Below are 22,147 nucleotides of genomic sequence, written 5' to 3' on the forward strand. Positions count from 1 at the left end.
TGGTGCCCCCCCCCCTTTGAATCAGGCGGGAGCGTTACCGTGCTCTCAGTCACCGGTCGAAGCCAAAGGCGGGCGGTGATGAAGCAGGCTAAGCGAGTTTATGTCCGGGAGTCGACGTATTTTTTCTAAGAATTGTGGCGATTTGCCTTGGGCTTCGTCCATGCCCGGACCGACCGAGGCGCCCCGAATGGGGTGGATTTTTAACCAAATCAGTGGTGGAGTGTCCGTGGGTGTCGAAACCCGGACTTGGACTAAAGGCAACCCTTGGCGGGGAAGCCTTGATTGCGCGTAGGAGACCTTGGCGGGTTTCCTCAGGCGCTCATCGGTGGCGCTTGGCGGCGCACCAACTTGGCCATTATGGCCGGGGGCGGTGCGCCATGTCCAGAGCTTAGCGGCTTAAAAGCGCTGCCGACCAGTCGTCCAGGCTGGTTTCGACCCCCCGGCTGCCGGTCTGTCACCGGCAAGGGCTGTCGAAAGCCTCAAACTGGACAACTGCCATGACCATTGAACGTCCCATGTTCCCGCCGCAGCGCGACGAGCACCCCCTTATCGACACCGTTGGTTGCCCCGAATTTTTCGCAGAGGGTGTGGCTCGAATTGAGCGCGTAGGAGGCTGCCGCCGGCTGGTGCTCTATTCGACCCAGCCGGGGTATCAGGGGGCCATAGAGCGCGTTGCCGTGGTGCGGCTGGTATTGTCCGCCGAAACCGCTGCAGGCCTTGCGGAGGCCCTCTGGAGCGATGCGCCGAACCCGACGGCCTTCGCGTCCCTTTCCCTCGCCGTAGCGAACTGAGGGGCGGTGTTCCAATGACGCAAATCAGCAACGAGGATATGAACGAGATCGACCGCGCCATCTTCAACGCCGTCCAGATCGCGTCTGTGGTCACAGACACGGCAGAGAGTATTTCGCGGGATGGTCCCGAGGGGCCGTTTAAGTTGGATCCGGATTCGGGGGAGCGCCTCGCTCACTTCGCCTACATGCTGACGGGTTCTCTGCGCGACCTTGAGGCCCTATTCAAGCGGACGATAAAGCCGCTAGAGGCCTGACCATAGCTTATCCCAAGATGATGCCCGGGCTGGTCCCGGGCATCATGCAGTCGGAAGAACAAAGTTAGAAACCCGCGGCGCCGGCTGAGCCCAACCATCCAAACAGCATGGATGCCAGCGAGAGCAGTAGCCCGATCCCGCAGAAAATTAGGATGCCCGAGTCGAACTCGGAAGTTTTGCTGGTCGCTCGCGCGCGGTTTGTGGAAAGCCATTCGATAACGGTCATGACACCCTCCAAAGCTGCCCAGCTTGACAGTTTGTCGCAGGGTGGCTGGGAAGGTTCACGAAGATGCCCGGGCTGGTCCTGGACGTCGTGCTGTCGGGAGAACAAAAAGCGACTTCGTGTACCGTCCGTGTACCACGCACTAAACGGGACTAGACGGGAATGCCTGAAATCAAAGGGTTTCTTTCAATATCAGGCGGTACACGGTTTTTAGTGCCTAACTCCACCTAAGTTATTGAATTTATTGGCGATCCCAGCAGGATTCGAACCTGCAACCCACGGAGTAGAAATCCGTTACTCTATCCAGTTGAGCTATGGGACCGTGGCGGCCTACATACCATCGCCCCCGCCGGTTGCACAGCTATCCCAACGGTTTGATGTCGGGCGGCGACCGGTCCGCAGCGGCGCACCAATCTACCGTCATCCCGCTGGATTCACACTGTTATTTCAATCCGATTGCGGCTGCCGCCGGAGCCGGCTACACCGGCGCCGGAATGTTCAGCCAGTCCGGCTCAGCGCTCTCACAGGGATAGCTGACCATGGCCGACGCAGCGTTGTTCTCGATCCTGACCTTTCAGCGGCGCCCCGGACAGTGGCGCGCCTCGATCAGTCCGAAAACGCCGAGCGGCAATACCATCCAGGGCAAGACCATGCTCGGCTTCGTCACCGAGGACGATTGCGAGACCGAACAGGCCGCGGAGGCTGCCGCCAAGCTGGCGATCCGGAAGCTCTAGCAGTCTGCTGAAAAACCAGCTCGCCAAGCGGTTTTCTTGATGATTCACTTTGTCATCTCGAATCGGTGGAGACGAGCATGCGCGGCAATTTTGTGGATCAGGGCGGGTTGTTTTCGTACATTTCACCAGACAAGCGGGTGCCGACGAACCACCCTCTGAGGAAGATCCGCGAGCTTGTCCGGGATGTGCTGGGTGAGTTGAGCCGTAGCCTGGCGAAGCTTTACGCCAGCGAGGGACGTCCTTCGATTCCTCCCGAACAATTACTGAGCGCGCTGTTGCTGCAGGTGTTCTACGGCATCCGCTCGGAACGCCAGCTGATGGAGCAGCCGAACTATAATCTTTTATATCGCTGGTTCGTAGGGCTTTCACCGGACGATCCGGTCTGGGACCCGACCACCTTCACCAAGAACCGCGACAGGCTGCAGAACGGCGAGGTGTTTGCGAAGTTCATGGCCAGGCTCCTGAACCATTCCCAGGTCAGGCCGCTATTGTCGAACGAGCATTTTTCGGTGGACGGGACGCTGATCGAAGCCTGGGCTTCGCAGAAGAGCTTTCGTCCCAAGGACGGCAGTGGCGACGATGACAACGGCGCCAATTTCCATGGCCAGAAGCGCAAGAACGACACCCATGCCAGCACCAGCGATCCCGACAGCAGGCTCTACCGCAAGGCGGCCGGGCGCGAGGCCAGGCTTTGCTATATGGGCCACGCGACCATGGAGAACCGGCATGGCCTGGCAGTCGCCGGCATGGTTACGCACGCCAATGGCACGGCCGAGCGCCGCGCTTCGGAGACGATGTTGAAGGCTCGGCGCAAGACGGCCCGCCGCCGCATCACGGCCGGTGAGGACAAGGCCTACGACACCGCCGATCATGTGGCCAAGCTTCGCGCCATCGACGTGACGCCGCATGTGACGCAAAACAACGCCGTCACCAAAGCCGGCAAGACCCGCACCAGCGCCATCGACGATCGCACCACACGACATCCCGGCTATGGCATGTCGCAATCACGCCGAGCGATGATCGAGTGCATCTTCGGCTGGGGCAAACAACACGGCACCATGCGCAAGACCAAGCATCGCGGCATCGGTCGCGTCGCCGCCGACTTTCTCCTTAACCTGATCGCCTACAATCTGATCCGCATCCCCAAACTGCTCGCAGCATAGGCCACCGGCTTCGGGGACAACCCCGGCACCCCGCCGATAAGCGCGCTCCCTCACCGCTCCCCACTTCGATAACGACCGCAGAGAGACAAGAAAACTCTCAAATCTAGGGTTTTTCAGCAGACTGCTAGCGCGGGCGCCACGACAGGTCGTCGGACCACAGATAGATCGCGATCGCCGCCAGGCAGAGGACGACGCCGACCCAGAACGCCGGCGAATGATGGATGCGACGCCAGTCGCGCCGACCGTTCGGTCGCCGCGCGTCGCGATGTTCACTGTTCGCCATCTGCCCCCGTTTTAGTGTTGACCGCGCCTGTGGCCCGGTTACGTCCGTGATCGACCGGATCCTAGGCCCAAGGTCTTAACAGCCGGCTTGTCGGTTCCCCAAGATGTGCGAAGATGCGCAACGCGCACCCTCCTCCTTTATCAATATTGAGCCCAGCCATGCTGTCTCGGCGTCGCCTTCTGATCACCGCGGGGTTGGCCGTTACCTGTCCGGCGGTGCTGCGCGCCGAATCGCTGAAACTGCGCCTCGCCCATGGCCTGCCAACGACCCATCCGGTGCACCCGGCAATGCAGCGTTTCGCCGATATCGTGCGCGAGCGCACCGGCGGCGAGATCGAAATCGCGATTTTCGCCGATGGCCAGCTCGGCCAGGAGGTCGACCTTCTGTCGCAGGTCCAGGCCGGCAAGCTGGATTTCCTCAAGGTCAGCGCCAGCTTGCTGGAGCGTTTCCACCCCGCCTACAAGGTGCTGAACCTGCCATTCACGCTGCGCGACAGGGCGCACTGGCTGAAGGTGACCACCAGCGATGTCGGCCGCGACATCCTCGCCTCCACCGCGCCCGCGGGGCTGGTCGGGGTGACATTCTACGATGCCGGCGCCCGCAGCTTCTATGGCCGCAAACCGATCAACCACCCCGATGACCTCAAGGGCATGAAGATCCGCATCCAGCCGTCGGAGACCATGACCCGGCTGATGCAGGTGTTCGGCGCCGAGGGTGTCGAGCTGGCCTGGAGCAATGTGTTCATCGCGCTCAAATCCGGCTTGGTGGACGGCGCGGAGAACAGCGTGGCGGCGTTGATCATTGGCAACCACGCCGACGTGGTATCGCATTACTCTTTCGACGAACACACCATGATTTCGGATGTTCTGCTGATCGGCAGCGCGCGGTTGCAGTCGCTCAGCCCGCAGCATCAGAGCGTCGTCCGCGAGGCGGCAATGGCCTCATACGATCACATGAACACGTTGTGGACGGATTTCGAGACCCGCGCCAAGACCGAGATCGCGCAGCGCGGTGTCACCTTCGTGCGCCCGGACAAGACCCCGTTCATCGAGAAGGCTGCGCCCCTCATCGAGCAGTTCGCGGCCGATGAGGTGTCGCGGAGCGTATTGCGCCGGATTGCCCAATCCTGAACGGGATCGGGCGTCCGAGGCCCTCAGCCCTTCACGTCGAGCAGTTCGACGTCGAAGATCAGGGTGGCATTCGGCGGAATCACGCCGCCGGCGCCGCGGGCGCCATAACCGAGATCCGGCGGAATGATCAGGGTGCGCTTGCCGCCGACCTTCATGGTCGAGACGCCCTCGTCCCAGCCGCCGATCACGCGCTTCATGCCGATCGGAAACTCGAACGGCTCGTTGCGGTCGAGCGAGGAGTCGAATTTCTTGCCCTTGACGCCGTTCTCGTAGAGCCAACCGGTGTAGTGCATCACGCAGGTCTGTCCGCGCGTCGGCGTCTTGCCGGTGCCGACCACGGTATCCTCGATTTTCAGGCCTGAAGCTGTCGTCATGATTTTTCCTGCGGCCTGAGCCGTTGCTGTTGAGAGTGAACTGTCTGTTGCAACCGACGCCAGGCCCAGACCCAGCAACACGGTCGCGAGCCTGCCCGCAAGCTTGAAAGAACGCATCTTATCTCCGGGGGTGAACATGGCTGGCGCGGGCAGATCTATGCCCGCGGAACCTGCATGGGCGCAAGCCCCCGAGCGCCACGCGCCGGTCAACTTGCCGTCGGCTTGGGCGGAGCCTCGGGATACAGGCTGCGCTGGGCGAGCTGGCCCTTGTAGTTTTCCAGCAGTTGCGAGGCGAATTGCGCGGCATCGTCACGCGCAGCAGCCGTCTGACTGTCCGAAACCGGGTGTTTCAGGTTCAGCCTGGCGATAACGCGGTCAACGGTGGTCAGCATAGGTTACTCCTGATTGCCACGGAAACTCCCGCACCGCTCGGAATGTTCCCCATCAGTCGCGCCGACGGCAGCACAGGTTCAGGCTCGATTTTGTTGATCTAATGGCCGCAAGGGCCGGTTTTGCGTTGCAAACGAACAAGACCTGCCCCGGCCCCGCCGGATCGCGCTTTGGCGGTCAAAGACCGTTCGACCAGCAATCTCAACTGCCTCGCAGCCGGCGGCCGGCCCGACCGTGCAGATCGGGCGGGTCGGCCGCCATCGCGGTCGCCGGGCCTGCAATGGTCGGCTGCACGCGTGTTTTCCCGCAACAGGTGCGGAATTTCGCAGATAGTTGATGCGTTGCGGCGCCGTCGCCTGTAAACCGCTGTCGAGTTTCGGCTGCGCTCCGTTCCCTGCCCCATGTGGTGGAGAGCCAAACGGCCCGGCACCAACCATGAAAGCAACAAGGCCTCGTCGATGGGATTTAAAGAACCGAGTTTTGCTGACCGCCAAAAGGCGGCGCTCGACGCCAAGAAGAACATCCTGACCAAGTTCAAGTCGCAGCCGGGCCCCGACGATCCGGCCGTGAAGGCGCGCGCTGCCGAGCGCGAGGCACAGGCCGCCGCACGCGCTCAGGCCAAGCTGTTGCGCGACGCCGAAAAGGCCGCGCAGAAAATCCGCGAAGCCGAGGAAGCTGCTGAGGCCGCTGCCCGCGCCGCGCGCGAAAAGGAAGAGGCCGCCGCCGCCGAGCTGGCGCTGGAAGCCGAAAAGAAGGCCGCGCGCGACGCCCGCTACGCCGCCCGCAAGAAGCGCAAGTAGATCCAGCAGGTCAATGCAGGGCGGGCCCGCGATATGCGAGCCCGCCGGACGCCGATGCGAAGAAGTTACTTCTTCATCTCGTCCTTCTTCATCATGCCGTCCTTCTTCATTCCGTCGTCCTTCTTCATGCCGTCGTGCGACATGGCATCCTTTTTCATGCCGTCGTCCTTCTTCATCATGCCGTCTTTCTTCATTCCGTCATCCTTGCCCATCTTGTCCTGAGCGAAGGCGGCCGGCGCCAGTGCCAGGCTGAGCGAGAGGGCAGCGGCAGAAATGCCAAGCGCGATCTTGGTGGTGATGGTCATGAGCTGTCGTCCTTTGAACCGGTTCTGAAACGCGACCTCTGTCGCTTCCATACAGACGCATAGGCGAACGGCTTTGTTACGGGCCGGTTTGCACAAATTTTCAATAGCGCCGCGCTTCGCTTTCGCAAAACCCGGACGGGCGTCCGCATTGCACCAAAATCTGTCGTCCGCCTTTCGTCCTCGACTTTGGTGAAGACCGCGTGTGGTCGCCGAGGATACCGCGCAACGTAGAGCGGCGGGGCAATTGAACACCTCATCAGGCTGATCCGAAACCGCTTAGATGGGATCTAAGCCGCAGTATGAATTCGCGGTTTCAATGGCTGTCGTCGACAAGTATGTGGAAAGCATCGCTATCGCCATCTCGACTCGTCTCGGAAGGATCCACCGTGCAGTTGCCGAGCATTACCATTATGGGCGAAGAGGATCCGATCGAGATCAGCTTCGCCGCCGTGGCCGCCTATCACGGCCAGGGGGCACTTGCCATGCTGGCAATCACATTCCAGGCCATTCGGGTCGCATTGGAAGCGCTGTCATCCGACACCCCGCCCAAGAGGGCTGACATCACGGTTGTCAGCGGCCATCCAGGCCCGGGCGTTCGGGATTCTTTCGAGTTCGTGACACGCGCCGTCACTCGCGGTGCATATACGGTCGATCGTTCGCTGCCGCTTGCGCGCTTCGTGGCCGGCGCCGACATTTCCTACAGCTTTCGCGTCATGCTCTCCGGCAGGACGGCCGAGATCACACTGCGGCCGACGACGCTCCCGGCGAGATTCTTCGAACTGACATTCTCCAGGACACGCACGCCATCGGAAGAAGCGGAGTTGAGGCAGACTGAGAAAGTCGATTGCGAGCGATGTCCTTGCTGCAGTACCGGCGGACCTGTTTGAACTAAGCGTCAGCTGAACGATGAAGCCAGCCCTCTTTCTGTCCAATGGCGGGGTCAATCCGGCGATAGGCAAGATGGCCTCGCGTCCGGAGGCGCTCGGCGGCATCGTAGATCACGACATCTACAATCTGGCGACTATCGAACTCGACAACTATAGCGCACTACTGATCGGCATGCATGCGGATCAGCGATTTCTCGCCGGGCACGCCGCGCAAATCGAACGCTTTCTCCGCGGCGGCGGCACCGTCGTCGCCAATGGCCATATCGCCTATCCATTTCTGCCCGGCATGGCTGGATTTCACACGCAGCCATCCGGACGTCTTGAAGACCTGGCGATTGTCCGCATGGCGGAGCATCCTGTCTGGGACGGCGTTTCCGCGCATGAGCTGACATTTCGCCGCGGTGTTGCCGGCTTCTATGGGCGAGTATGGCATGATGCGCCAGAGGGCGCATACGTGATCAATAGCGTCGGGAGCCCCGACAAGCCGCTCGATTTCATCTACCCGGTCGGGCACGGCCGGGTGCTGTTCCATGGCGGTAACGACCTCTGGCAATTCGGCGGTGCCGAAAGCACCGGCCGTATCGTGCCGCAGCTGCTGCGATGGCTGTTCAACACGGCAACAGCGTCCTCGGAGTGCATATCGTGACGCTCGCCGTGCTGGATGGCGGAACATTCTATCATCATACCGCGATTCAAGGTCCGCGCTTTCGCAGCCTGTTCGACCACACGATCTACATGCCGGAGCTCCACACCGGCCAACTCGACGGCGTGACGGTGTTGATCGTCACCGACCACATCAATCCGAATTTGCTGCGCGCACATCGCGACTTGCTGATCGATTTCGCCGAGCGCGGCCATACGCTGGTGGTGTTCGGTGAGAACCAGGCAGAAACTTGGCTGCCAGGCGTCCGCTGGACTTCGCGCCCAACCAATTTTTGGTGGTGGCTGGATAAAGACGCGACGCCGCCGAACCGGCTCGTCTGCCCGGACCACGACTTGTTTCGCGCCGTGCCTTTCGCCGACACGATCTGGCACTTTCACGGCCTGCTGGCGCCGCCACCCGGCGCACAGACCCTGATCGACGTACCGCCGGACCCCGAAGGCCGCGACGACGGCGGCGCACTACTGTATGACGACCGGGCCACCACAGCTGGCCGCCTCATCGTCTCGACGCTGGATCCGTTTTATCACCACGGCAGCAACTTCATGCCCGCCGCCACGCGGTTTCTGGACAGCTTCCTCCCCTGGGCGCGGGAGCTGTCCAGGCTCTGAGGTGTGCCGATCCGCGGGCAGCGTCAGTCCGCCGCCGGGGCCGATGGGCTCAATCCATGCAACGGAACGATCGCCGATACCGTCTCGCCGGCGGAACGGACATCGACGCGGCGGACCGGCACGCCATACATACGGGCCAGATTGTCTTCGGTCAGAACCGATGCTGCAGGACCATAGAGATGCTGGGCGTCGCGCAGCATCAACAGCGTGTTGCTGGCGATCCCCAGCGCGTGATCGGGATGGTGGGTGGTGAAGATCACCGACAGTCCGTGCGACCGAGCCAGCCGCTGGATAAGCCGCAGCACTACCCCCTGATTGGCCAGATCGAGCGCGGATGCCGGTTCATCGAGCACAAGGACATGGCAGCCGGTCGCCAAAGCGCGCGCCAGCAAAACCAACTGACGCTGCCCGCCGCTGAGCCGGTCGTAGCGCTGTTCGGCGACCGCGCTCAGGCCCACCTCTGCCAGACATTCATGCGCGCGATCGGTGTCGCGGCGGCCCGGCGCGTGAAAGCGCCCGAGAAAGCGGCTGCGGCCGAGCAGCACCATCTCGATGGCGCTGTAGGCCTGATCTGCATTCAGGGCCTGCGGCACATAACCGATATGCTCGCCGGCATGCACACTGCCCTCCTTCACCGCTAGCGTACCGCACAGCGCGCGCAACAGGGTGGTCTTGCCGGCGCCGTTCGGACCGAGGATGGCGGTGATTTCCGAAGGCAACACCGCCATCGACAGATGCCGGAACAACCAGCGCTCGCTGCGAAACCAGTGACCGATGTCATCGAGACGGATCATGTGGCCCTGCTCGTGGCGTTACGGCGCAGCAGGACGGCGAACACCGGCGTGCCAACGATGGCCGTGACAATGCCGACCGGGATCTCGGCGGCAGTCAGCGCCCGCGCAAGGGTGTCGGCAACGACCAGGAAGATGGCCCCCATCAGCGCCGACGCCGGCAGCAGGCGGCGGTGATCGGCGCCAACCAGGGTCCGCGCCAGATTTGGAATGATCAGTCCGACCCAGCCGATGGTGCCGCTGACCGCGACCTGCGCCGAGATCGCCAGGCAGGTCGCCGCCAGCAGGATCAACCGGTCGCGCGCCGGATGTACACCCAGGGTGCGAGCCTCCTCGTCGCCGAGCGACAGCACATTGATGCGCCAGCGCATGCCGAGCAGGATCACCGCAGCCACACCGGTGCAGATCGAGATCAGCGCCAGGTTTTGCCAAGTGGCGGAGCCAAAGCTGCCAAGCAACCAGAATACAATGTCAGACAGCTTGGTCTCGGGGTCGGCCAGGTAGGTCGCGAGCCCCACCAGCGCGGCGCAGAAGGCGCTCACCACCACCCCCGCCAGCACGAGGGTGAGGACCGGCGATATGCTGTCGGAGCGATGAATCGCGAGCACTGCGAGCAATGCCAGCGCAGCACCGGCGAATGCGCCAACGTAGACGTATCCACCGAAGCCCACGAACAGGATCGCGACGACGCCACCTAGTGCGGCACCCGAAGACACGCCGATGGTCTGTGGGCCGACCAGGGGATTGCGAAACAATCCCTGCAGCACGGCACCGCATAGTGCGAGGCCGGCTCCAGCGACGACGGCCATCAGCACACGCGGCAGCCGTACGGTCTCGACGACGATCGCGTCGGTCGGCGTCCACGTTGGCGTCACGTCGACGAGACGCGCCGCCAGGATGGCAATGACTTTCGCGAACGGAACCTGGTAGCGGCCCGACGCCGTGGCCCACAGGGCCGACACCAGCAGCGCTGCTGCCAGAAACCACATCAGGGCTACCCAGCGGATGTATGGCCGACCTGCGTCGCTGCGCGCGATCACGCCATCGGGAATATGCCGCGTCATCGCGCGAGATATCGCGCATAGCCCGCAGAGGCCCGGTTCTGCGCAGCAAAAACGATGTCGTCAATCTCGCTGTCGGTCAGCGCGTGCCCATACAGGAACGTATACCAGTCGCGCATCGCGGCGCGAAGATCCTCTTGCGTGCGCTCGGGCTGCAGCAGTCCAGCGAGCCAGATCCACGTCAGCGCGGATTCCTGGCTCGGCGGATCCCAACGATAGCCGCCGAGGGGCACGCGATAAACCCGGCGCGTCTTGACGGCATCGACACCTTGCCACCGCGGATCGCCATAGATATCCGCCGGCATCGTCGCGTCGAAATTCCCCAACAGGATAACCTGCGGATTCCAGGTCAGAACCTGTTCGATGGTGACGGTGCTGATCGCCCGCAGGTCGGCGGCAACATTCTGGCCACCCGTCAGTCGGACATAGAAGTCGTTATAGGTCCCCTTGCCGCTCACGCGCAGCGTCTCAGACGCGCGGTTGAGGTACATGACGCGCGGCCGCTGCTGCGTCTCGACATCGCTCATCGCAGCCTCGATCCTGCTTCGCACGTCCTGCTGCCGCTGAACCAGCGATGCCGCCCGTTCGACCTTTCCCGACACCTCGCCCATCATGGCAACATAGGCTGCAAAATCTTCCTGCGATCCGGCCCGCATGCCCAACACCGCCAGGCCTGCCCGGTCCAGAGCGCCGATCACGTCGGTACTCGCTGTAGCCCATTGGAAAACCACATCGGGACGCATGGCGAGAATGGATTCGACGTTAGGCGCGAAGTTGTTGGCGCCACCGCCGCCCATCACCACATTGGTCGAGATGCCCGCGGCGCGGGGAAACATTTTTCCAAGTATGCCCTCTCGCATGGCGCTCGCCGAGTAGGAATTCATACCGGCGATATGACGCTCGGTGCCGTCAATCGCGATATAGGTCGCGGCCGCCGGAATCGGCAGGAACACCGTGCGTTCCGCAGGCTTGTCGAGATGGATAGTATGGCCGCGCTGGTCGGTGATATCGGCAGCCGACGCGTGACTGATCGCGATTGCAGAAGCGACCGCAGCGACAGCGATCCGGCTGATCGTTCGTGTCTCACACCACAGCAGAATTGCGCGAAAAGGAAAAATCAACTCAGCATAGAACACGGACGTCTTTCACTTATGATCGCGGTGCGCGCCGTTCCCATCAGGCGCGACATCGATTCAATTTCACGCTTGCTTACAGAAAACCCCGGCGCGAGTCGCGCAACCTCATCGACATTTGGAGCAATTGTAATCCGGGCTTCACTTCGCAACGTTTCCCAGTCGCTGATAAAATGACGCGGATTCGACAATCGCTCTAATGTCGACGACACACGCTTGTCTGTCGCAAACACGGCGCGCTAGACGTCCGGCATAAATCGAATGCACGAAAGGCCGGAATATGTCGCGAACACCACAGGCAATGGAGCTGAACGCAGCCAGCCACACGGCTTCATACGTGGCACGGCGCTCTCCCGACCTGATCCGTCACTGTGCTTCGGTGTCGAGCATCGTTCTGATCCAGCTGGTCTGCAGCGGGGCTGCGTTCGCGCAATCATCGAGTGCCGCGCCGACAGACGCCGGCCAGTTGCAGACCATCGACGTGACAGGAACAAGCAGCGCAGACTCGCTGAAGCCGCTCGGCGGCAAGCTGCCCGAGCCCAAACCGCCGCGACAACTCACGCAGAGCGTCTCGGTGATCGGGCGAGGCCAGATCGAACAGACCTCACCCGTCGGCCTGCTCGATATCCTCGCAACGGTACCCGGCATCTCAATTGCGCGCGCCGGCGGCATCGGCGGACAGATCTACCTGCGCGGCTTCAGTTCAAACAGTTTTCGTTCGCCGCTGTTCGTCGACGGCGATCGCTTCCGCGGCCGCAACACGCTTCAGCTGAGCTACTTCGCACCCGAGGAAATCGAACGCGTCGAAGTCGTGCGCGGTCCGGCCTCGGTGCTGTATGGCAGCGAGGCACTGACCGGCCTCGTCAACATCGTAACCAGGACGCCGACCGGCAACCCGAACGGACCGTTTCGATTCACCGGCGGCGGATGGTCGGCGGGATACGGCAGCGCCGCGGATTCCTTCAGTACCTATGACTGGATCCAGGGCGCCGGCGGCGGCTTTGATTTCCTCGGCGGCGTCAGCGGCCGGTGGGGCAGCAATTACAGCAGCCCGCTCGGCGAAGTCCCCAACAGCGACTACCGCAGCCTCGGCGGTAACCTGAAGATCGGCTATTCGCCGGATATCGGCCAGCGCTTCGAACTGTCGCTACGCAAATACAACGAGACCGACGGCCGCGCCGGCGGCGTCGGCGGTGCGCCGGGAGCTCCCTATCTCGGCGTGCGCCAAAGCCCGAACGAGGTCACCACCGCACGGCTGGGTTATGTCGGCGAGCTCGACGGGATCATCAAGCATGTCGAAGCATCGATCTACGCGAACTATTTCGACACCACCCTGCTGACGGTGAACAACACCATCAACGCCCGCGGCGTCGCGACGCGCACCGTGAATTCCACCAGTCACGTGATCGGTCCGTGGACCACCGGCGGCCGATTCCTCGCTTCGATCCCGTGGTCTGGCGGATTCGGCGAAGCCAAGACGACCTTCGGCACCGACGGCTTCATTGAAATGCGGCCCGGCAGCGAAGGGTCCTCGCAAACCATCAACCGCAACGCTGTCGGTGCGGTGACCGGCACTGTCAACGTCGCCAATACCAAGAACGGCCCGGATACCTCACAGTCCAATGTCGGTGCCTTCGTGTTGCAGGATTGGACGCCGATCCAGCCGCTGACGCTGTCGGTTGGCGGCCGCTTCGACTGGTTCAACACCACCACCGAACTCACGCCGTTGTCGGCGGCGACACGGTCGGCCTTCATCGGCAAGGACAACGTCGACGCCACCGCACCGACCGGCAGCGGCGGCATCGTCTATCGGATTCTGCCGACCGTCGATCTGCTCGCCAGCGTCGCCACCTCGTTCCGGCAGCCGACGAATTCGGAACTGTTCGCCTCCAGCGCGACCACCGTTCCCAATCCCTTCCTGCAACCGGAGAAAGGCCTCACCTACGAGGGCGGGTTCAATTTTCACACCGCCGACGCCAACCTCAAAGTGACGGCCTTCAACAGCAACTATGAGAACTTCCTGCAGACCGTGGCCGTGACCTTCAACGGCTCGTCCGGCTTCACCCAGAGCCAGAATGTCGGCAGGGCCGAGGTCAACGGCGTCGAAATCGAAGGGCGCTGGCAGGCCACACCGACGGTCAACATTTTCGGCACGGCGGCCTATCTTCGCGGCGACAACACGGTGACGAATACGCCGCTGCCGTTCCTTGCGCCGTTCCGCGGCCGCATGGGCGTGCAGTACGTGGCAGGCGATGGCAGCTTTTCGGTGCAGGGGGTGGTGGATTGGGCAACCAGCAAGAGCCGAATCGATGCGGCGCAGGAATACCAGACGTCCGGTTATGCCATCCCCAAACTCTATGCGACGCTGCAGCTAGGACAACTCGTGTCGCGGGATCTTGGCGACACCAAGCTGATCCTCGGACTGGAAAACATCTTCGACACCGCCTATCGCGACGCCTCAACCTTCAGCAACATGGCCTACTCGCAGAGTCTGACCAATCCCCTGCTTGAGGTCGGCAGGAATTTCACGGTGAAGGTGCAGCACACATTTTAAGCTTACACGAACTCCGAAGCTCCGCCAATTTCTGCTGCGGCTCCGGGGCAATCGCCGATGCCCGCTTTGCGCCAGATCACCGAACGCGATCCCGGTGGTGATGGCCATGAGCGACCGTCCTTTGAACCGTTCCGAGATGCGATGGCTGTCGCGGCCATATAGAGGCATCGGACGGAATTCTATTATCGCCCCGGTGTGCGGTGCAGCATCGGATTGCAGGGAGCAGCCTTGCACAAACTTTAACTTTCAGACTAGAGCACAGCACCGCGAATGCGGCTAAGGTGATCCAACGCCCGCGCCACGGACAATCAAGAAACGCACCAGGGAGTGAACCCATGCTGACCCGCCGCCACATCCTCGCCTCGGCCCTCGCCGCCCCCGCCATCTTGCGCCTCGGCACCGGCACAGCCCATGCCGCCACGACGCTGAAGATCTCGCACCAGTTCCCCGGCGGCACCATCGACAAGGGCGACTTCCGTGACCGCCTGACCCGCAAGTTTGCCGAGGAAATCGCCAAGCGCAGCGGCGGCGACCTAGTCGGCGAGGTCTACCCGAATTCGTCGTTGATCAAGACCAACGCGCAGTTTTCCGCCATGCGCAAAGGCGCGCTCGATCTCAGCCTGTATCCGATGCCCTATGCCGGCGGCGAATTGCCGGAGACCAATATCGGCCTGATGCCGGGCCTCGTCTCCACCTATGACCAGGGCTTGCGCTGGAAGGACCAGCCGGTCGGCAAGGCGCTGACGGACTTCCTGGCCGACAAGGGCATCATGCTGATCACCTGGGTCTGGCAGGCCGGCGGCGTCGCCAGCCGGACCCGGCCCCTGCTCGCTCCGGAAGATGCCAAGGGCCTCAAGGTGCGCGGCGGTTCGCGCGAAATGGACATGGTGCTGCAGACCGCCGGCGCCGCCGTGCTGTCAGTGCCATCCAATGAAATCTACGCGGCCATGCAGACCGGGGCCTGCGACGCCGGCATCACCTCCTCCACCAGCCTGATTTCGTTCCGGCTGGAAGAGGTGGCCAAACACCTGACCTCGGGCGCCAACGCTTCCTACTGGTTCATGCTGGAGCCGCTGATGATGTCGAAGGCCATCTTCGACAAGCAGCCGAAGAAGCACCAGGACATCATCCTGAGCGTCGGCGCCGAGCTGGAAGCGTTTGGCAAGCAAGGCGCCCAGGCTGACGATGTCGAAGTGGCAAAAGTGTACGAGAAGGCTGGCGCCAAGGTCAGCATGCTCGACGCCGGCATCGTCGCCAAATGGCGCGACATCGCCCGCGACACTGCGTGGAAGGACTACAGCGCCAAGACCCCGCTGGCTGCCAACCTGCTGAAGCTTGCTACCGACGTTGCCGCCTGATGCATGGTCCCCTTCCGGATCACTTCGATCCGCCCTTCCCCGTCACGGGCAATCCGCTCGTGGCGGCTCTCGAGCGCGCTCTGGCGTTCTGTAACAATGTCATCGTGGTGCTTGCGGCGATCGCCCTGATCGCCGCCTGCGTCATCCTCAGCTACAGCGTCGCCACCCGCAGCCTCTTTCACAGCGCCACTTACTGGCAGGACGAAGCCGCGGTGTTCCTGCTGGTCGGCGCCACCTTCCTGACCGCCGCCTATGTCCAAGGGCAGCGCGGGCATATCGGCATCGAGGCCTTTGTCGGGCTGCTGTCGCCGATGGTCAATCGCGTCCGGCTGTGGCTGGTGGATGTCGCCAGCTTCGCCTTCTGTGCGTTCTTCGCCTGGAAGTCGTGGACGCTGACCCACGAAGCTTGGGTCGATGGCCAGGTGTCCAATTCCATGTGGTCGCCGCCGCTGGCGATCCCCTACGCCCTGATGGCCGCCGGCATGACCTTGCTGTGCGCGCAGATCTTTCTGCAGATCCTGATCCCGCTGACCCGCAAGCCCTCATCCGACAAGGCCCGCCCGTGACTGTTCTTGGAATTGGTATCAGCTACGGCGTGGCGACACTGGTGGCGATGTTTTCGGGCATGCCGATCGCCTTCGCGCTGGGCTCCGTCGCCGTGGTGTTCATGGCGATCTACATGCCGTCGGCCTCGCTCGATACGGTGACGCAGAACGTCTACGAGGAGATGGCCTCGATCACGCTGCTGTCGATCCCGCTGTTCATTCTCAAGGGCGCGGCGATCGGAAAATCCCGCGCCGGACAGGATCTGTATTCGGCGCTGCATGCCTGGCTGCATCGGGTGCCCGGCGGCCTCGGCGTCGCCAACGTGTTCGCCTGCGCGCTGTTCGCGGCCATGGCCGGTTCGTCGCCCGCCACCTGCTCGGCGATCGGCTCCGCCGGCATTCCCGAGATGCGCAAGCGCGGCTATTCCGGCGGTTTCGCGGCCGGCATCATCGCTGCCGGCGGCACGCTGGGCATCCTGCTGCCGCCCTCCATCACCATGATCCTGTTTGCCGTGGCTGCCGAGAAATCGCTGGGACGGCTGTTTCTCGCCGGCATCGGCCCGGGCCTGCTGCTGGTCACTTTGTTCGGCGTCTATGCGGTGATCCGCTTCCGCAAGGAATACGCCACGGCGAAGGTGGCGTATGAGGCGACCGGTGTCGAATCCGCGATCCTGCAGCGCGACGAATTCACCATGGCCGAGCGCTTCAGCGCGCTGCCACGGGTGCTGCCGTTCATCATCCTGCTCACCGGTGTGATGATCGCGCTGTATGGCGGCTATTCGACGCCGTCGGAAACCGCAGGTCTCGGCGGGTTGCTGGCGCTGGCGCTGATCGCGGCGATCTACGGCGTGTGGCGGCCCACTGACCTTGCGCCGATCCTGAAATCGACGATCCGCGAGTCGACCATGCTGATGATGATCATCGGCATGTCGCTGCTATACTCCTACGTTATGAGCTACCTGCACATCTCGCAGTCGGTGGCGGAATCCATCGTCGCCATGCACCTGCCGCGCTGGGAGCTGCTGGCCGCGATCCTGGTAATGGTGGTGATCCTCGGCTTCTTCCTGCCGCCGGTATCGATCATCCTGATGACCGCTCCGATCGTGCTGCCGCCGCTGCGCGCCGCCGGTTTTGATATCATCTGGTTCGGCATCGTCATGACCATCGTCATGGAGATGGGCCTGATCCATCCTCCGGTCGGGCTGAACATCTTCGTCATCCGCAATGTGGCGCCCGACATCCCGCTGATGGAAGTGATCTGGGGCACGCTGCCCTTCGTTCTGCTGATGATGGCCGCCGTGGTCCTATTGTGTTTCGTGCCGCAGATCTCGACCTTCCTGCCGGACCTGGTGATGGGGCCGGACGGGGGACGATAGAGGTCACCATCGAATTGGAAGCCGTCATCCTGAGGAGCGCGCTTGCGCGCGTCTCGAAGGACGACGGAGGAAGCACCGTCGATGAACATTCATCCTTCGAGGCTCGCCGAAGACGGCGAGCACCTCAGGATGACGCTGTGCCAGTTCCGATTACTTTGCTGCCTTCGCATTCAGCGCGGACGCCACCCGGCTCACCGGGGGCCGGCCGATCAGCGCACTGATCGCGTTGGTCGCTACCAGCAACCTATCCATATCTACGCCGGTCTTAATCCCCATGCCTTCGAGCATGTAGACCACGTCCTCGGTGCCGACATTGCCGGTGGCGCCGGGCGCATAGGGGCAGCCGCCGAGGCCGCCGGCAGCGCTGTCGATGACGCGGGCGCCCTCCTCCAGCCCGGCATAGATGTTCGCCAAGGCCTGGCCGTAAGTGTCGTGGAAGTGCATTGCGAGATTTTTCATCGGCACCGCCTCGGCGCAGGCCCGCAGCAGCGCGCGCGCCTTGGTCGGGGTGCCGACGCCGATGGTGTCGCCGAGTGAGACCTCGTAGCAGCCGAGGTCCCACAGGGTCGTGGTGACATCCACCACTGCCTGCACGTCGACCTCGCCGTCATAGGGACAGCCGAGCACGCATGAAACGTAGCCGCGCACGCGAATGCCGTCGGCCTGGGCACGGGCGATCACCGGCTTGAAGCGCTCGATCGACTCCGCCACCGAGCAATTGATATTGGCGCGGGAAAAACCTTCCGACGCCGAGGCAAACACCGCAATGACCTTTGCGCCAACCTCTTTGGCCGCCTCATAGCCCTTCTCGTTGGGCACCAGCACATGGAATTCCCCGGGCAGATCGCGCACGCCACGAAACACCTGATCCGAGCCCTGCATCTTCGGGATCGCCTTGGGCGACACGAACGAGCCGACTTCGATGGTGTGCAGCCCGGCGGCGAACAGCGCCTTTGTAAACGCGATGCGGTCTTCGACCGAGACCGGCGTCTTCTCGTTCTGCAGGCCGTCTCGCGGACCGACCTCGACGATGCGGACCTGATCGCTCATACCGGCTTCGGCTCCGTTGGCTCGATCTCGGCGAGCTCGACGCCTTCCTGCACGATATCGCCGACCTTGCACTTGATGCTCTTCAGCACGCCGGCGAATGGCGCGCGCAGCGTCTGCTCCATCTTCATCACCTCCAGCGTCAGGATCGCGGCGCCGCGCTCCAGCATCGCCCCCTCCTCGGCCAGCAAGGCCACCACGGTGCCCGGCAGCGGCGCCACGATGCGGTCGTCGCCGACCTGCTCCTCGTCGTCGCCGCCGAACGGATCGATCAGGTGCAGATCGAAACGGCCGTTACGAGTGCGTAGATAGAGTTCGTGGCCTTCGATGACGGCCGTCACATCGGATCGGGCGCCGTCCAGCGACAGATCGAACCTGCCCTCGCCGCGCGGCGCGGTGGCAAAGGCGAATTCGCGGTCCCCGATGGTCATCGTCGACGGTCCGCTGCCGTAGCTGAGGATGACCTTCGGGCTCGGCTCCAGAGCATGGCGGAACGCGAACACGCGCTTGCGCCGGCCGACCGGCATCCAGCCCGCGGTCTGCCATGGCGACGCGCGATCGCTGGCAGATGTCTCCGCTTCGTTCGCCAGGATGGCGGCAACGGCAGCGCACAGTTCGAGATCGCCCGGTGCGGCCGCAGCCGGAGTCAGTGCCTGCAGCTCACGCTCGATGAAGCCTGTGTCGATCTCGTTGGCAATCACCCCAGGATGCGTCACCAGCGCCGACAGGAACGGGATGTTGGTGACGATGCCGCGGATGTCGGTGTCTTCGAGCCCGCGGTTGAGCCGGGCGATCGCCGCCTCGCGGGTCGGTGCCCAGGCGATCACCTTGGCCAGCATGGCATCGTAGTTCGGCGACACATGATCGCCCGCGCGATAGCCGGCATCGATGCGCAATCCGTTGCTTTCCTCCGGCGTCCGCCAGGTCTTGATCCGGCCGACCGACGGCATGAAGTTCTTGTGCGGGTTTTCCGCATAGACCCGCGCCTCGACGGCGTGGCCGTTCAGCTTGATCTGGTCCTGCGTCAGCGGCAGCTTTTCGCCGAATGCGACGCGCGGCTGCCATTCGACGAGGTCGATGCCGGTGATCAGTTCGGTGACGGGATGCTCGACCTGCAGCCGCGTGTTCATCTCGATGAAGAACACATCCTTGCCGTCGGAGACGAATTCGATGGTGCCGGCGCCGACATAGTTCACCGCCCCCGCCGCCTTGCGCGCGGCGGCGCAGACTTCCTCGCGCTGCGCGGCGTTCAGCGTCGGTGATGGCGCTTCCTCGATCACCTTCTGATGGCGGCGCTGCAGGGTGCATTCGCGTTCGAACAGCGAGACCAAATTGCCCTGGCTATCGCCGACGATCTGCACCTCGATGTGGCGGGGATTGTCGACATACTTCTCGATTAGCATACGGTCGTCGCCGAACGCCGCCTTGGCCTCACGCTTGGCGCTGACGATGGCGGCAGCCAATTCCCCAGCGCTGCGCACCACCCGCATGCCGCGCCCGCCGCCGCCGGCGGAGGCCTTTACCAGCACCGGGAAGCCGATCTTGTTGGCTTCCGCCGCCAGCGTCGCCTCGTCCTGCGCCTCGCCATGGAAGCCCGGCACCAGTGGCACGCCGGCCTTCTCCATCAGTTCCTTGGAGCCGGACTTGGAGCCCATCGCGGTGATCATGGCGGCGGTCGGGCCGACGAAGACAAGACCCGCATCGGCGCAGGCCTGCGCAAATTCAGCGCTCTCCGACAGAAAGCCGTAGCCGGGGTGAATCGCTTCGGCGTCGCTCCTGCGGGCGGCGTCGATGACATTGGCGATGTTGAGATAGGAGTCGCGGGCGCGCGCCGGACCGATCAGCACGGCCTCGTCGGCCATGGCAACGTGCAGCGCATCGCGATCCGCCTCGGAATAGACCGCGACGGTGCGCAGGCCCATGGCCCGCGCGGTGCGGATGACGCGGCAGGCGATCTCGCCGCGATTGGCAACGAGCAGCGTGCGAAAGCGTTGGTAGAGAGCAGTGGTGGCCATCATCACATCCTGAACAGGCCGAAGCGGGTCGGCTCGATCGGCGCATTGGCCGACGCCGAAAGGCCGAGACCGAGCACCAGCCTGGTGTCGGCGGGATCGATCACGCCGTCGTCCCACAATCGCGCGGTGGCATAATACGGGCTGCCCTGGCTTTCGAACTGATCGCGGGTCGGCTTGCGAAAGGCCTCTTCCTCCTCCGCCGACCATTGGCCGCCCTTGGCCTCGATGTTGTCGCGGCGCAGGCTGCTCAGCACCATGGCCGCCTGCTCGCCGCCCATCACCGAGATACGGGCATTCGGCCACATCCACAGGAACCGCGGGCTGTAAGCCCGGCCGCACATGCCGTAATTGCCGGCGCCGTAGGAGCCGCCGACCACGATCGTGAACTTCGGGACATTGGCGGTGGCGACCGCCGTCACCAGCTTGGCGCCGTCGCGGGCGATGCCGCCGGCCTCATATTTCTTGCCGACCATGAAGCCGGTGATGTTCTGCAGGAACACCAATGGGATATTGCGCTGGCAGCACAGCTCGATGAAATGCGCGCCCTTCAGCGAGGACTCGCTGAACAGGATGCCGTTGTTGGCGATGATGCCGACCGGAAAACCCCAGATATGCGCGAAGCCTGTGATCAGCGTGGTGCCGTAAAGCTTCTTGAACTCATCGAATTCCGAGCCGTCGACGATGCGCGCAATGATGTCGTGCATGTCGAACGGCTTTCGCGCGTCGGCGGGAATGACGCCGTAAAGCTCCTGGCTCGGGAACAGCGGCTCCCGCGGCTCGCGCATATTCAGCGACGCGCGCTGCGCCGGCTTCAACGTGCCGACGATCTTGCGGGCGATGCCGATGGCGTGGCCGTCGTTCTGCGCCAGGTGGTCGGTGACCCCCGATTGCCGCGCGTGGACATCGGCGCCGCCGAGTTCCTCGGCGGTCACTACCTCCCCCGTAGCGGCCTTCACCAGCGGCGGGCCACCGAGGAAGATGGTGCCCTGGTTGCGCACGATGATGCTCTCGTCCGACATGGCCGGCACATAGGCGCCGCCGGCGGTGCACGAGCCCATCACGATGGCGATCTGCGGAATGCCTAGCGCCGACATCTGCGCCTGGTTGTAGAAGATGCGTCCGAAGTGGCGCTCGTCGGGAAAGATCTCGTCCTGCTGCGGCAGGAAGGCGCCGCCGGAATCCACCATGTAGATGCATGGCAGGTTGTTCTGCCGCGCAATGTCCTGCGCGCGTAGATGCTTCTTCACCGTCATCGGGTAATAGGTGCCGCCCTTGATGGTCGCGTCATTGGCGACGATCATGCATTCACGGCCGGCCACCCGGCCGACGCCGGTGACGATGCTGGCGGAATGGACGTCGCCGCCGTAAAGGCCGTTGGCGGCCAGCGGCGACAATTCGAGAAACGCGGTGCCGGGATCGATCAGCAGGTCGACGCGCTCGCGCGCCAGCATCTTGCCGCGCGACGTATGCCTCTTGCGCGAGACCTCGCCGCCGCCCGCGGCGACCGCGTCCAGCCTGGACTTGAGCTCGGCGACCTGCGCCTGCATGGCTTCGACGTTGCGCTTGAAATCGGACGAGGTGGGATCGATAGTCGAGCGAAGCGACATCAGCTTCCGTTTCCTGGAGATTTCGTTTTTTCTTATGGGGCAGCCCGTGACCGG

Annotated in this window: 24 protein-coding genes and 1 tRNA gene; 13 read left to right on the top strand and 12 right to left on the bottom strand. The window is 63.2% G+C overall.

Annotation, left to right across the window (positions count from 1 at the left end):
- The first annotated feature begins 497 nt into the window (after positions 1-497).
- Positions 498-791, top strand: a complete 294-nt coding sequence (locus tag ACUXVA_RS22090) for a hypothetical protein (RefSeq protein ID WP_445488113.1) — start codon at positions 498-500, stop codon at positions 789-791.
- A 38-nt stretch (positions 792-829) separates the two neighbouring features.
- Positions 830-1,045, top strand: coding sequence for a hypothetical protein (locus ACUXVA_RS22095; protein ID WP_445488115.1), 216 nt, complete (start codon positions 830-832; stop codon positions 1,043-1,045).
- Positions 1,046-1,109: 64 nt separating this feature from the next.
- Here the strand turns inward: ACUXVA_RS22095 and ACUXVA_RS22100 are convergent, their stop codons facing one another.
- Together ACUXVA_RS22100 and ACUXVA_RS22105 are read right to left on the bottom strand one after the other, a co-directional pair.
- On the bottom strand, positions 1,110-1,271 hold the full coding sequence (locus ACUXVA_RS22100; RefSeq protein ID WP_445488117.1) for a hypothetical protein: 162 nt from the start codon (positions 1,269-1,271) through the stop codon (positions 1,110-1,112).
- A gap of 242 nt (positions 1,272-1,513) precedes the next feature.
- Positions 1,514-1,590, bottom strand: a tRNA-Arg gene (locus tag ACUXVA_RS22105).
- Between the two features lie 217 nt (positions 1,591-1,807).
- Between ACUXVA_RS22105 and ACUXVA_RS22110 the strand changes: the two genes are divergently transcribed.
- Both ACUXVA_RS22110 and ACUXVA_RS22115 read left to right on the top strand, forming a co-directional pair.
- Entirely contained in the window at positions 1,808-2,002 is a 195-nt protein-coding gene (locus ACUXVA_RS22110; RefSeq protein ID WP_265078370.1) for a hypothetical protein, read from the top strand.
- A 77-nt stretch (positions 2,003-2,079) separates the two neighbouring features.
- Positions 2,080-3,165, top strand: coding sequence for an IS5 family transposase (locus ACUXVA_RS22115; RefSeq protein ID WP_445488119.1), 1,086 nt, complete (start codon positions 2,080-2,082; stop codon positions 3,163-3,165).
- 124 nt (positions 3,166-3,289) lie between these two features.
- Here ACUXVA_RS22115 and ACUXVA_RS22120 read toward each other — a convergent pair whose 3' ends face one another.
- Positions 3,290-3,448 (bottom strand): hypothetical protein, encoded by a 159-nt coding sequence (locus tag ACUXVA_RS22120; RefSeq protein ID WP_265078369.1) that lies wholly within the window; start codon positions 3,446-3,448, stop codon positions 3,290-3,292.
- A 158-nt stretch (positions 3,449-3,606) separates the two neighbouring features.
- Here ACUXVA_RS22120 and ACUXVA_RS22125 point away from each other — a divergent pair, with 158 nt between their 5' ends.
- On the top strand, positions 3,607-4,578 hold the full coding sequence (locus ACUXVA_RS22125) for a TRAP transporter substrate-binding protein (RefSeq protein WP_265078368.1): 972 nt from the start codon (positions 3,607-3,609) through the stop codon (positions 4,576-4,578).
- Between the two features lie 23 nt (positions 4,579-4,601).
- Here the strand turns inward: ACUXVA_RS22125 and ACUXVA_RS22130 are convergent, their stop codons facing one another.
- On the bottom strand, positions 4,602-5,069 hold the full coding sequence (locus tag ACUXVA_RS22130; protein WP_265078367.1) for an FKBP-type peptidyl-prolyl cis-trans isomerase: 468 nt from the start codon (positions 5,067-5,069) through the stop codon (positions 4,602-4,604).
- Positions 5,070-5,158: 89 nt separating this feature from the next.
- Positions 5,159-5,344 (bottom strand): hypothetical protein, encoded by a 186-nt coding sequence (locus ACUXVA_RS22135; protein ID WP_265078366.1) that lies wholly within the window; start codon positions 5,342-5,344, stop codon positions 5,159-5,161.
- Positions 5,345-5,800: 456 nt separating this feature from the next.
- Here ACUXVA_RS22135 and ACUXVA_RS22140 point away from each other — a divergent pair, with 456 nt between their 5' ends.
- Entirely contained in the window at positions 5,801-6,142 is a 342-nt protein-coding gene (locus tag ACUXVA_RS22140) for a DUF6481 family protein (protein WP_265078365.1), read from the top strand.
- Between the two features lie 65 nt (positions 6,143-6,207).
- On the opposite strand, the gene ACUXVA_RS22145 is transcribed toward ACUXVA_RS22140, so the two are convergent.
- Complete coding sequence (locus ACUXVA_RS22145) at positions 6,208-6,447, bottom strand: pentapeptide MXKDX repeat protein (protein WP_265078364.1); 240 nt, start codon at positions 6,445-6,447, stop codon at positions 6,208-6,210.
- A 386-nt stretch (positions 6,448-6,833) separates the two neighbouring features.
- Here ACUXVA_RS22145 and ACUXVA_RS22150 point away from each other — a divergent pair, with 386 nt between their 5' ends.
- The 3 genes from ACUXVA_RS22150 (at position 6,834) to ACUXVA_RS22160 (ending at position 8,606) form a co-directional block, all read left to right on the top strand.
- Positions 6,834-7,334 (top strand): hypothetical protein, encoded by a 501-nt coding sequence (locus tag ACUXVA_RS22150; protein ID WP_445488123.1) that lies wholly within the window; start codon positions 6,834-6,836, stop codon positions 7,332-7,334.
- 73 nt (positions 7,335-7,407) lie between these two features.
- Positions 7,408-7,980 (top strand): hypothetical protein, encoded by a 573-nt coding sequence (locus tag ACUXVA_RS22155; RefSeq protein WP_445488125.1) that lies wholly within the window; start codon positions 7,408-7,410, stop codon positions 7,978-7,980.
- Positions 7,977-8,606 (top strand): hypothetical protein, encoded by a 630-nt coding sequence (locus tag ACUXVA_RS22160; RefSeq protein WP_445488127.1) that lies wholly within the window; start codon positions 7,977-7,979, stop codon positions 8,604-8,606. The genes ACUXVA_RS22155 and ACUXVA_RS22160 overlap by 4 nt, the downstream gene beginning before the upstream one ends.
- A gap of 23 nt (positions 8,607-8,629) precedes the next feature.
- On the opposite strand, the gene ACUXVA_RS22165 is transcribed toward ACUXVA_RS22160, so the two are convergent.
- From ACUXVA_RS22165 to ACUXVA_RS22175, 3 genes are read right to left on the bottom strand one after another with little or no spacing between them, the layout of a single operon-like run.
- Entirely contained in the window at positions 8,630-9,400 is a 771-nt protein-coding gene (locus ACUXVA_RS22165; protein ID WP_445488129.1) for an ABC transporter ATP-binding protein, read from the bottom strand.
- Complete coding sequence (locus ACUXVA_RS22170) at positions 9,397-10,461, bottom strand: FecCD family ABC transporter permease (RefSeq protein ID WP_445488131.1); 1,065 nt, start codon at positions 10,459-10,461, stop codon at positions 9,397-9,399. The genes ACUXVA_RS22165 and ACUXVA_RS22170 overlap by 4 nt, the downstream gene beginning before the upstream one ends.
- Entirely contained in the window at positions 10,458-11,594 is a 1,137-nt protein-coding gene (locus ACUXVA_RS22175; protein WP_445488133.1) for an ABC transporter substrate-binding protein, read from the bottom strand. Before ACUXVA_RS22175 ends, ACUXVA_RS22170 begins: the two co-directional genes overlap by 4 nt.
- A 334-nt stretch (positions 11,595-11,928) precedes the next feature.
- Between ACUXVA_RS22175 and ACUXVA_RS22180 the strand changes: the two genes are divergently transcribed.
- The 4 genes from ACUXVA_RS22180 to ACUXVA_RS22195 all read left to right on the top strand — a co-directional run bounded on the left by ACUXVA_RS22180 (position 11,929) and on the right by ACUXVA_RS22195 (position 17,424).
- A complete protein-coding gene (locus ACUXVA_RS22180) occupies positions 11,929-14,145 on the top strand; it encodes a TonB-dependent receptor (protein ID WP_445488136.1) in 2,217 nt (738 codons plus the stop codon).
- 335 nt (positions 14,146-14,480) lie between these two features.
- A complete protein-coding gene (dctP, locus tag ACUXVA_RS22185) occupies positions 14,481-15,503 on the top strand; it encodes a TRAP transporter substrate-binding protein DctP (protein WP_445488138.1) in 1,023 nt (340 codons plus the stop codon).
- A complete protein-coding gene (locus tag ACUXVA_RS22190; protein WP_445493332.1) occupies positions 15,500-16,069 on the top strand; it encodes a TRAP transporter small permease in 570 nt (189 codons plus the stop codon). Before dctP ends, ACUXVA_RS22190 begins: the two co-directional genes overlap by 4 nt.
- Positions 16,066-17,424: a TRAP transporter large permease gene (locus ACUXVA_RS22195; protein ID WP_265078354.1), complete on the top strand. Its 1,359-nt coding sequence runs from the start codon at positions 16,066-16,068 to the stop codon at positions 17,422-17,424. Before ACUXVA_RS22190 ends, ACUXVA_RS22195 begins: the two co-directional genes overlap by 4 nt.
- Positions 17,425-17,574: 150 nt before the next feature.
- Here the strand turns inward: ACUXVA_RS22195 and ACUXVA_RS22200 are convergent, their stop codons facing one another.
- Genes ACUXVA_RS22200 through ACUXVA_RS22210 form a run of 3 tightly spaced genes read right to left on the bottom strand, consistent with a single transcriptional unit; the run spans position 17,575 to position 22,093 of the window.
- On the bottom strand, positions 17,575-18,474 hold the full coding sequence (locus ACUXVA_RS22200) for a hydroxymethylglutaryl-CoA lyase (RefSeq protein WP_445488140.1): 900 nt from the start codon (positions 18,472-18,474) through the stop codon (positions 17,575-17,577).
- Entirely contained in the window at positions 18,471-20,486 is a 2,016-nt protein-coding gene (locus ACUXVA_RS22205) for an acetyl/propionyl/methylcrotonyl-CoA carboxylase subunit alpha (RefSeq protein WP_445488142.1), read from the bottom strand. Before ACUXVA_RS22205 ends, ACUXVA_RS22200 begins: the two co-directional genes overlap by 4 nt.
- 2 nt (positions 20,487-20,488) lie before the next feature.
- Positions 20,489-22,093 carry a carboxyl transferase domain-containing protein gene (locus tag ACUXVA_RS22210; protein ID WP_445488144.1) on the bottom strand — a complete coding sequence of 535 codons (1,605 nt, stop codon included), beginning with the start codon at positions 22,091-22,093 and terminating at the stop codon, positions 20,489-20,491.
- Between the last annotated feature and the right edge of the window lie 54 nt (positions 22,094-22,147).

The sequence above is a fragment of the Rhodopseudomonas sp. RCAM05734 genome (genome assembly GCF_052658035.1).

Coding starts and splice junctions, on each gene's coding strand:
- ACUXVA_RS22100 (WP_445488117.1), bottom strand. CDS start 1,271: ATGACCGTTATCGAATGGCTTTCCACAAACCGCGCGCGAGCGACCAGC.
- ACUXVA_RS22205 (WP_445488142.1), bottom strand. CDS start 20,486: ATGGCCACCACTGCTCTCTACCAACGCTTTCGCACGCTGCTCGTTGCC.
- ACUXVA_RS22165 (WP_445488129.1), bottom strand. CDS start 9,400: ATGATCCGTCTCGATGACATCGGTCACTGGTTTCGCAGCGAGCGCTGG.
- ACUXVA_RS22115 (WP_445488119.1), top strand. CDS start 2,080: ATGCGCGGCAATTTTGTGGATCAGGGCGGGTTGTTTTCGTACATTTCA.
- ACUXVA_RS22125 (WP_265078368.1), top strand. CDS start 3,607: ATGCTGTCTCGGCGTCGCCTTCTGATCACCGCGGGGTTGGCCGTTACC.
- ACUXVA_RS22120 (WP_265078369.1), bottom strand. CDS start 3,448: ATGGCGAACAGTGAACATCGCGACGCGCGGCGACCGAACGGTCGGCGC.
- ACUXVA_RS22145 (WP_265078364.1), bottom strand. CDS start 6,447: ATGACCATCACCACCAAGATCGCGCTTGGCATTTCTGCCGCTGCCCTC.
- ACUXVA_RS22155 (WP_445488125.1), top strand. CDS start 7,408: ATGGCCTCGCGTCCGGAGGCGCTCGGCGGCATCGTAGATCACGACATC.
- ACUXVA_RS22210 (WP_445488144.1), bottom strand. CDS start 22,093: ATGTCGCTTCGCTCGACTATCGATCCCACCTCGTCCGATTTCAAGCGC.
- ACUXVA_RS22110 (WP_265078370.1), top strand. CDS start 1,808: ATGGCCGACGCAGCGTTGTTCTCGATCCTGACCTTTCAGCGGCGCCCC.
- dctP (WP_445488138.1), top strand. CDS start 14,481: ATGCTGACCCGCCGCCACATCCTCGCCTCGGCCCTCGCCGCCCCCGCC.
- ACUXVA_RS22135 (WP_265078366.1), bottom strand. CDS start 5,344: ATGCTGACCACCGTTGACCGCGTTATCGCCAGGCTGAACCTGAAACAC.
- ACUXVA_RS22140 (WP_265078365.1), top strand. CDS start 5,801: ATGGGATTTAAAGAACCGAGTTTTGCTGACCGCCAAAAGGCGGCGCTC.
- ACUXVA_RS22130 (WP_265078367.1), bottom strand. CDS start 5,069: ATGCGTTCTTTCAAGCTTGCGGGCAGGCTCGCGACCGTGTTGCTGGGT.
- ACUXVA_RS22200 (WP_445488140.1), bottom strand. CDS start 18,474: ATGAGCGATCAGGTCCGCATCGTCGAGGTCGGTCCGCGAGACGGCCTG.
- ACUXVA_RS22090 (WP_445488113.1), top strand. CDS start 498: ATGACCATTGAACGTCCCATGTTCCCGCCGCAGCGCGACGAGCACCCC.
- ACUXVA_RS22170 (WP_445488131.1), bottom strand. CDS start 10,461: ATGACGCGGCATATTCCCGATGGCGTGATCGCGCGCAGCGACGCAGGT.
- ACUXVA_RS22095 (WP_445488115.1), top strand. CDS start 830: ATGAACGAGATCGACCGCGCCATCTTCAACGCCGTCCAGATCGCGTCT.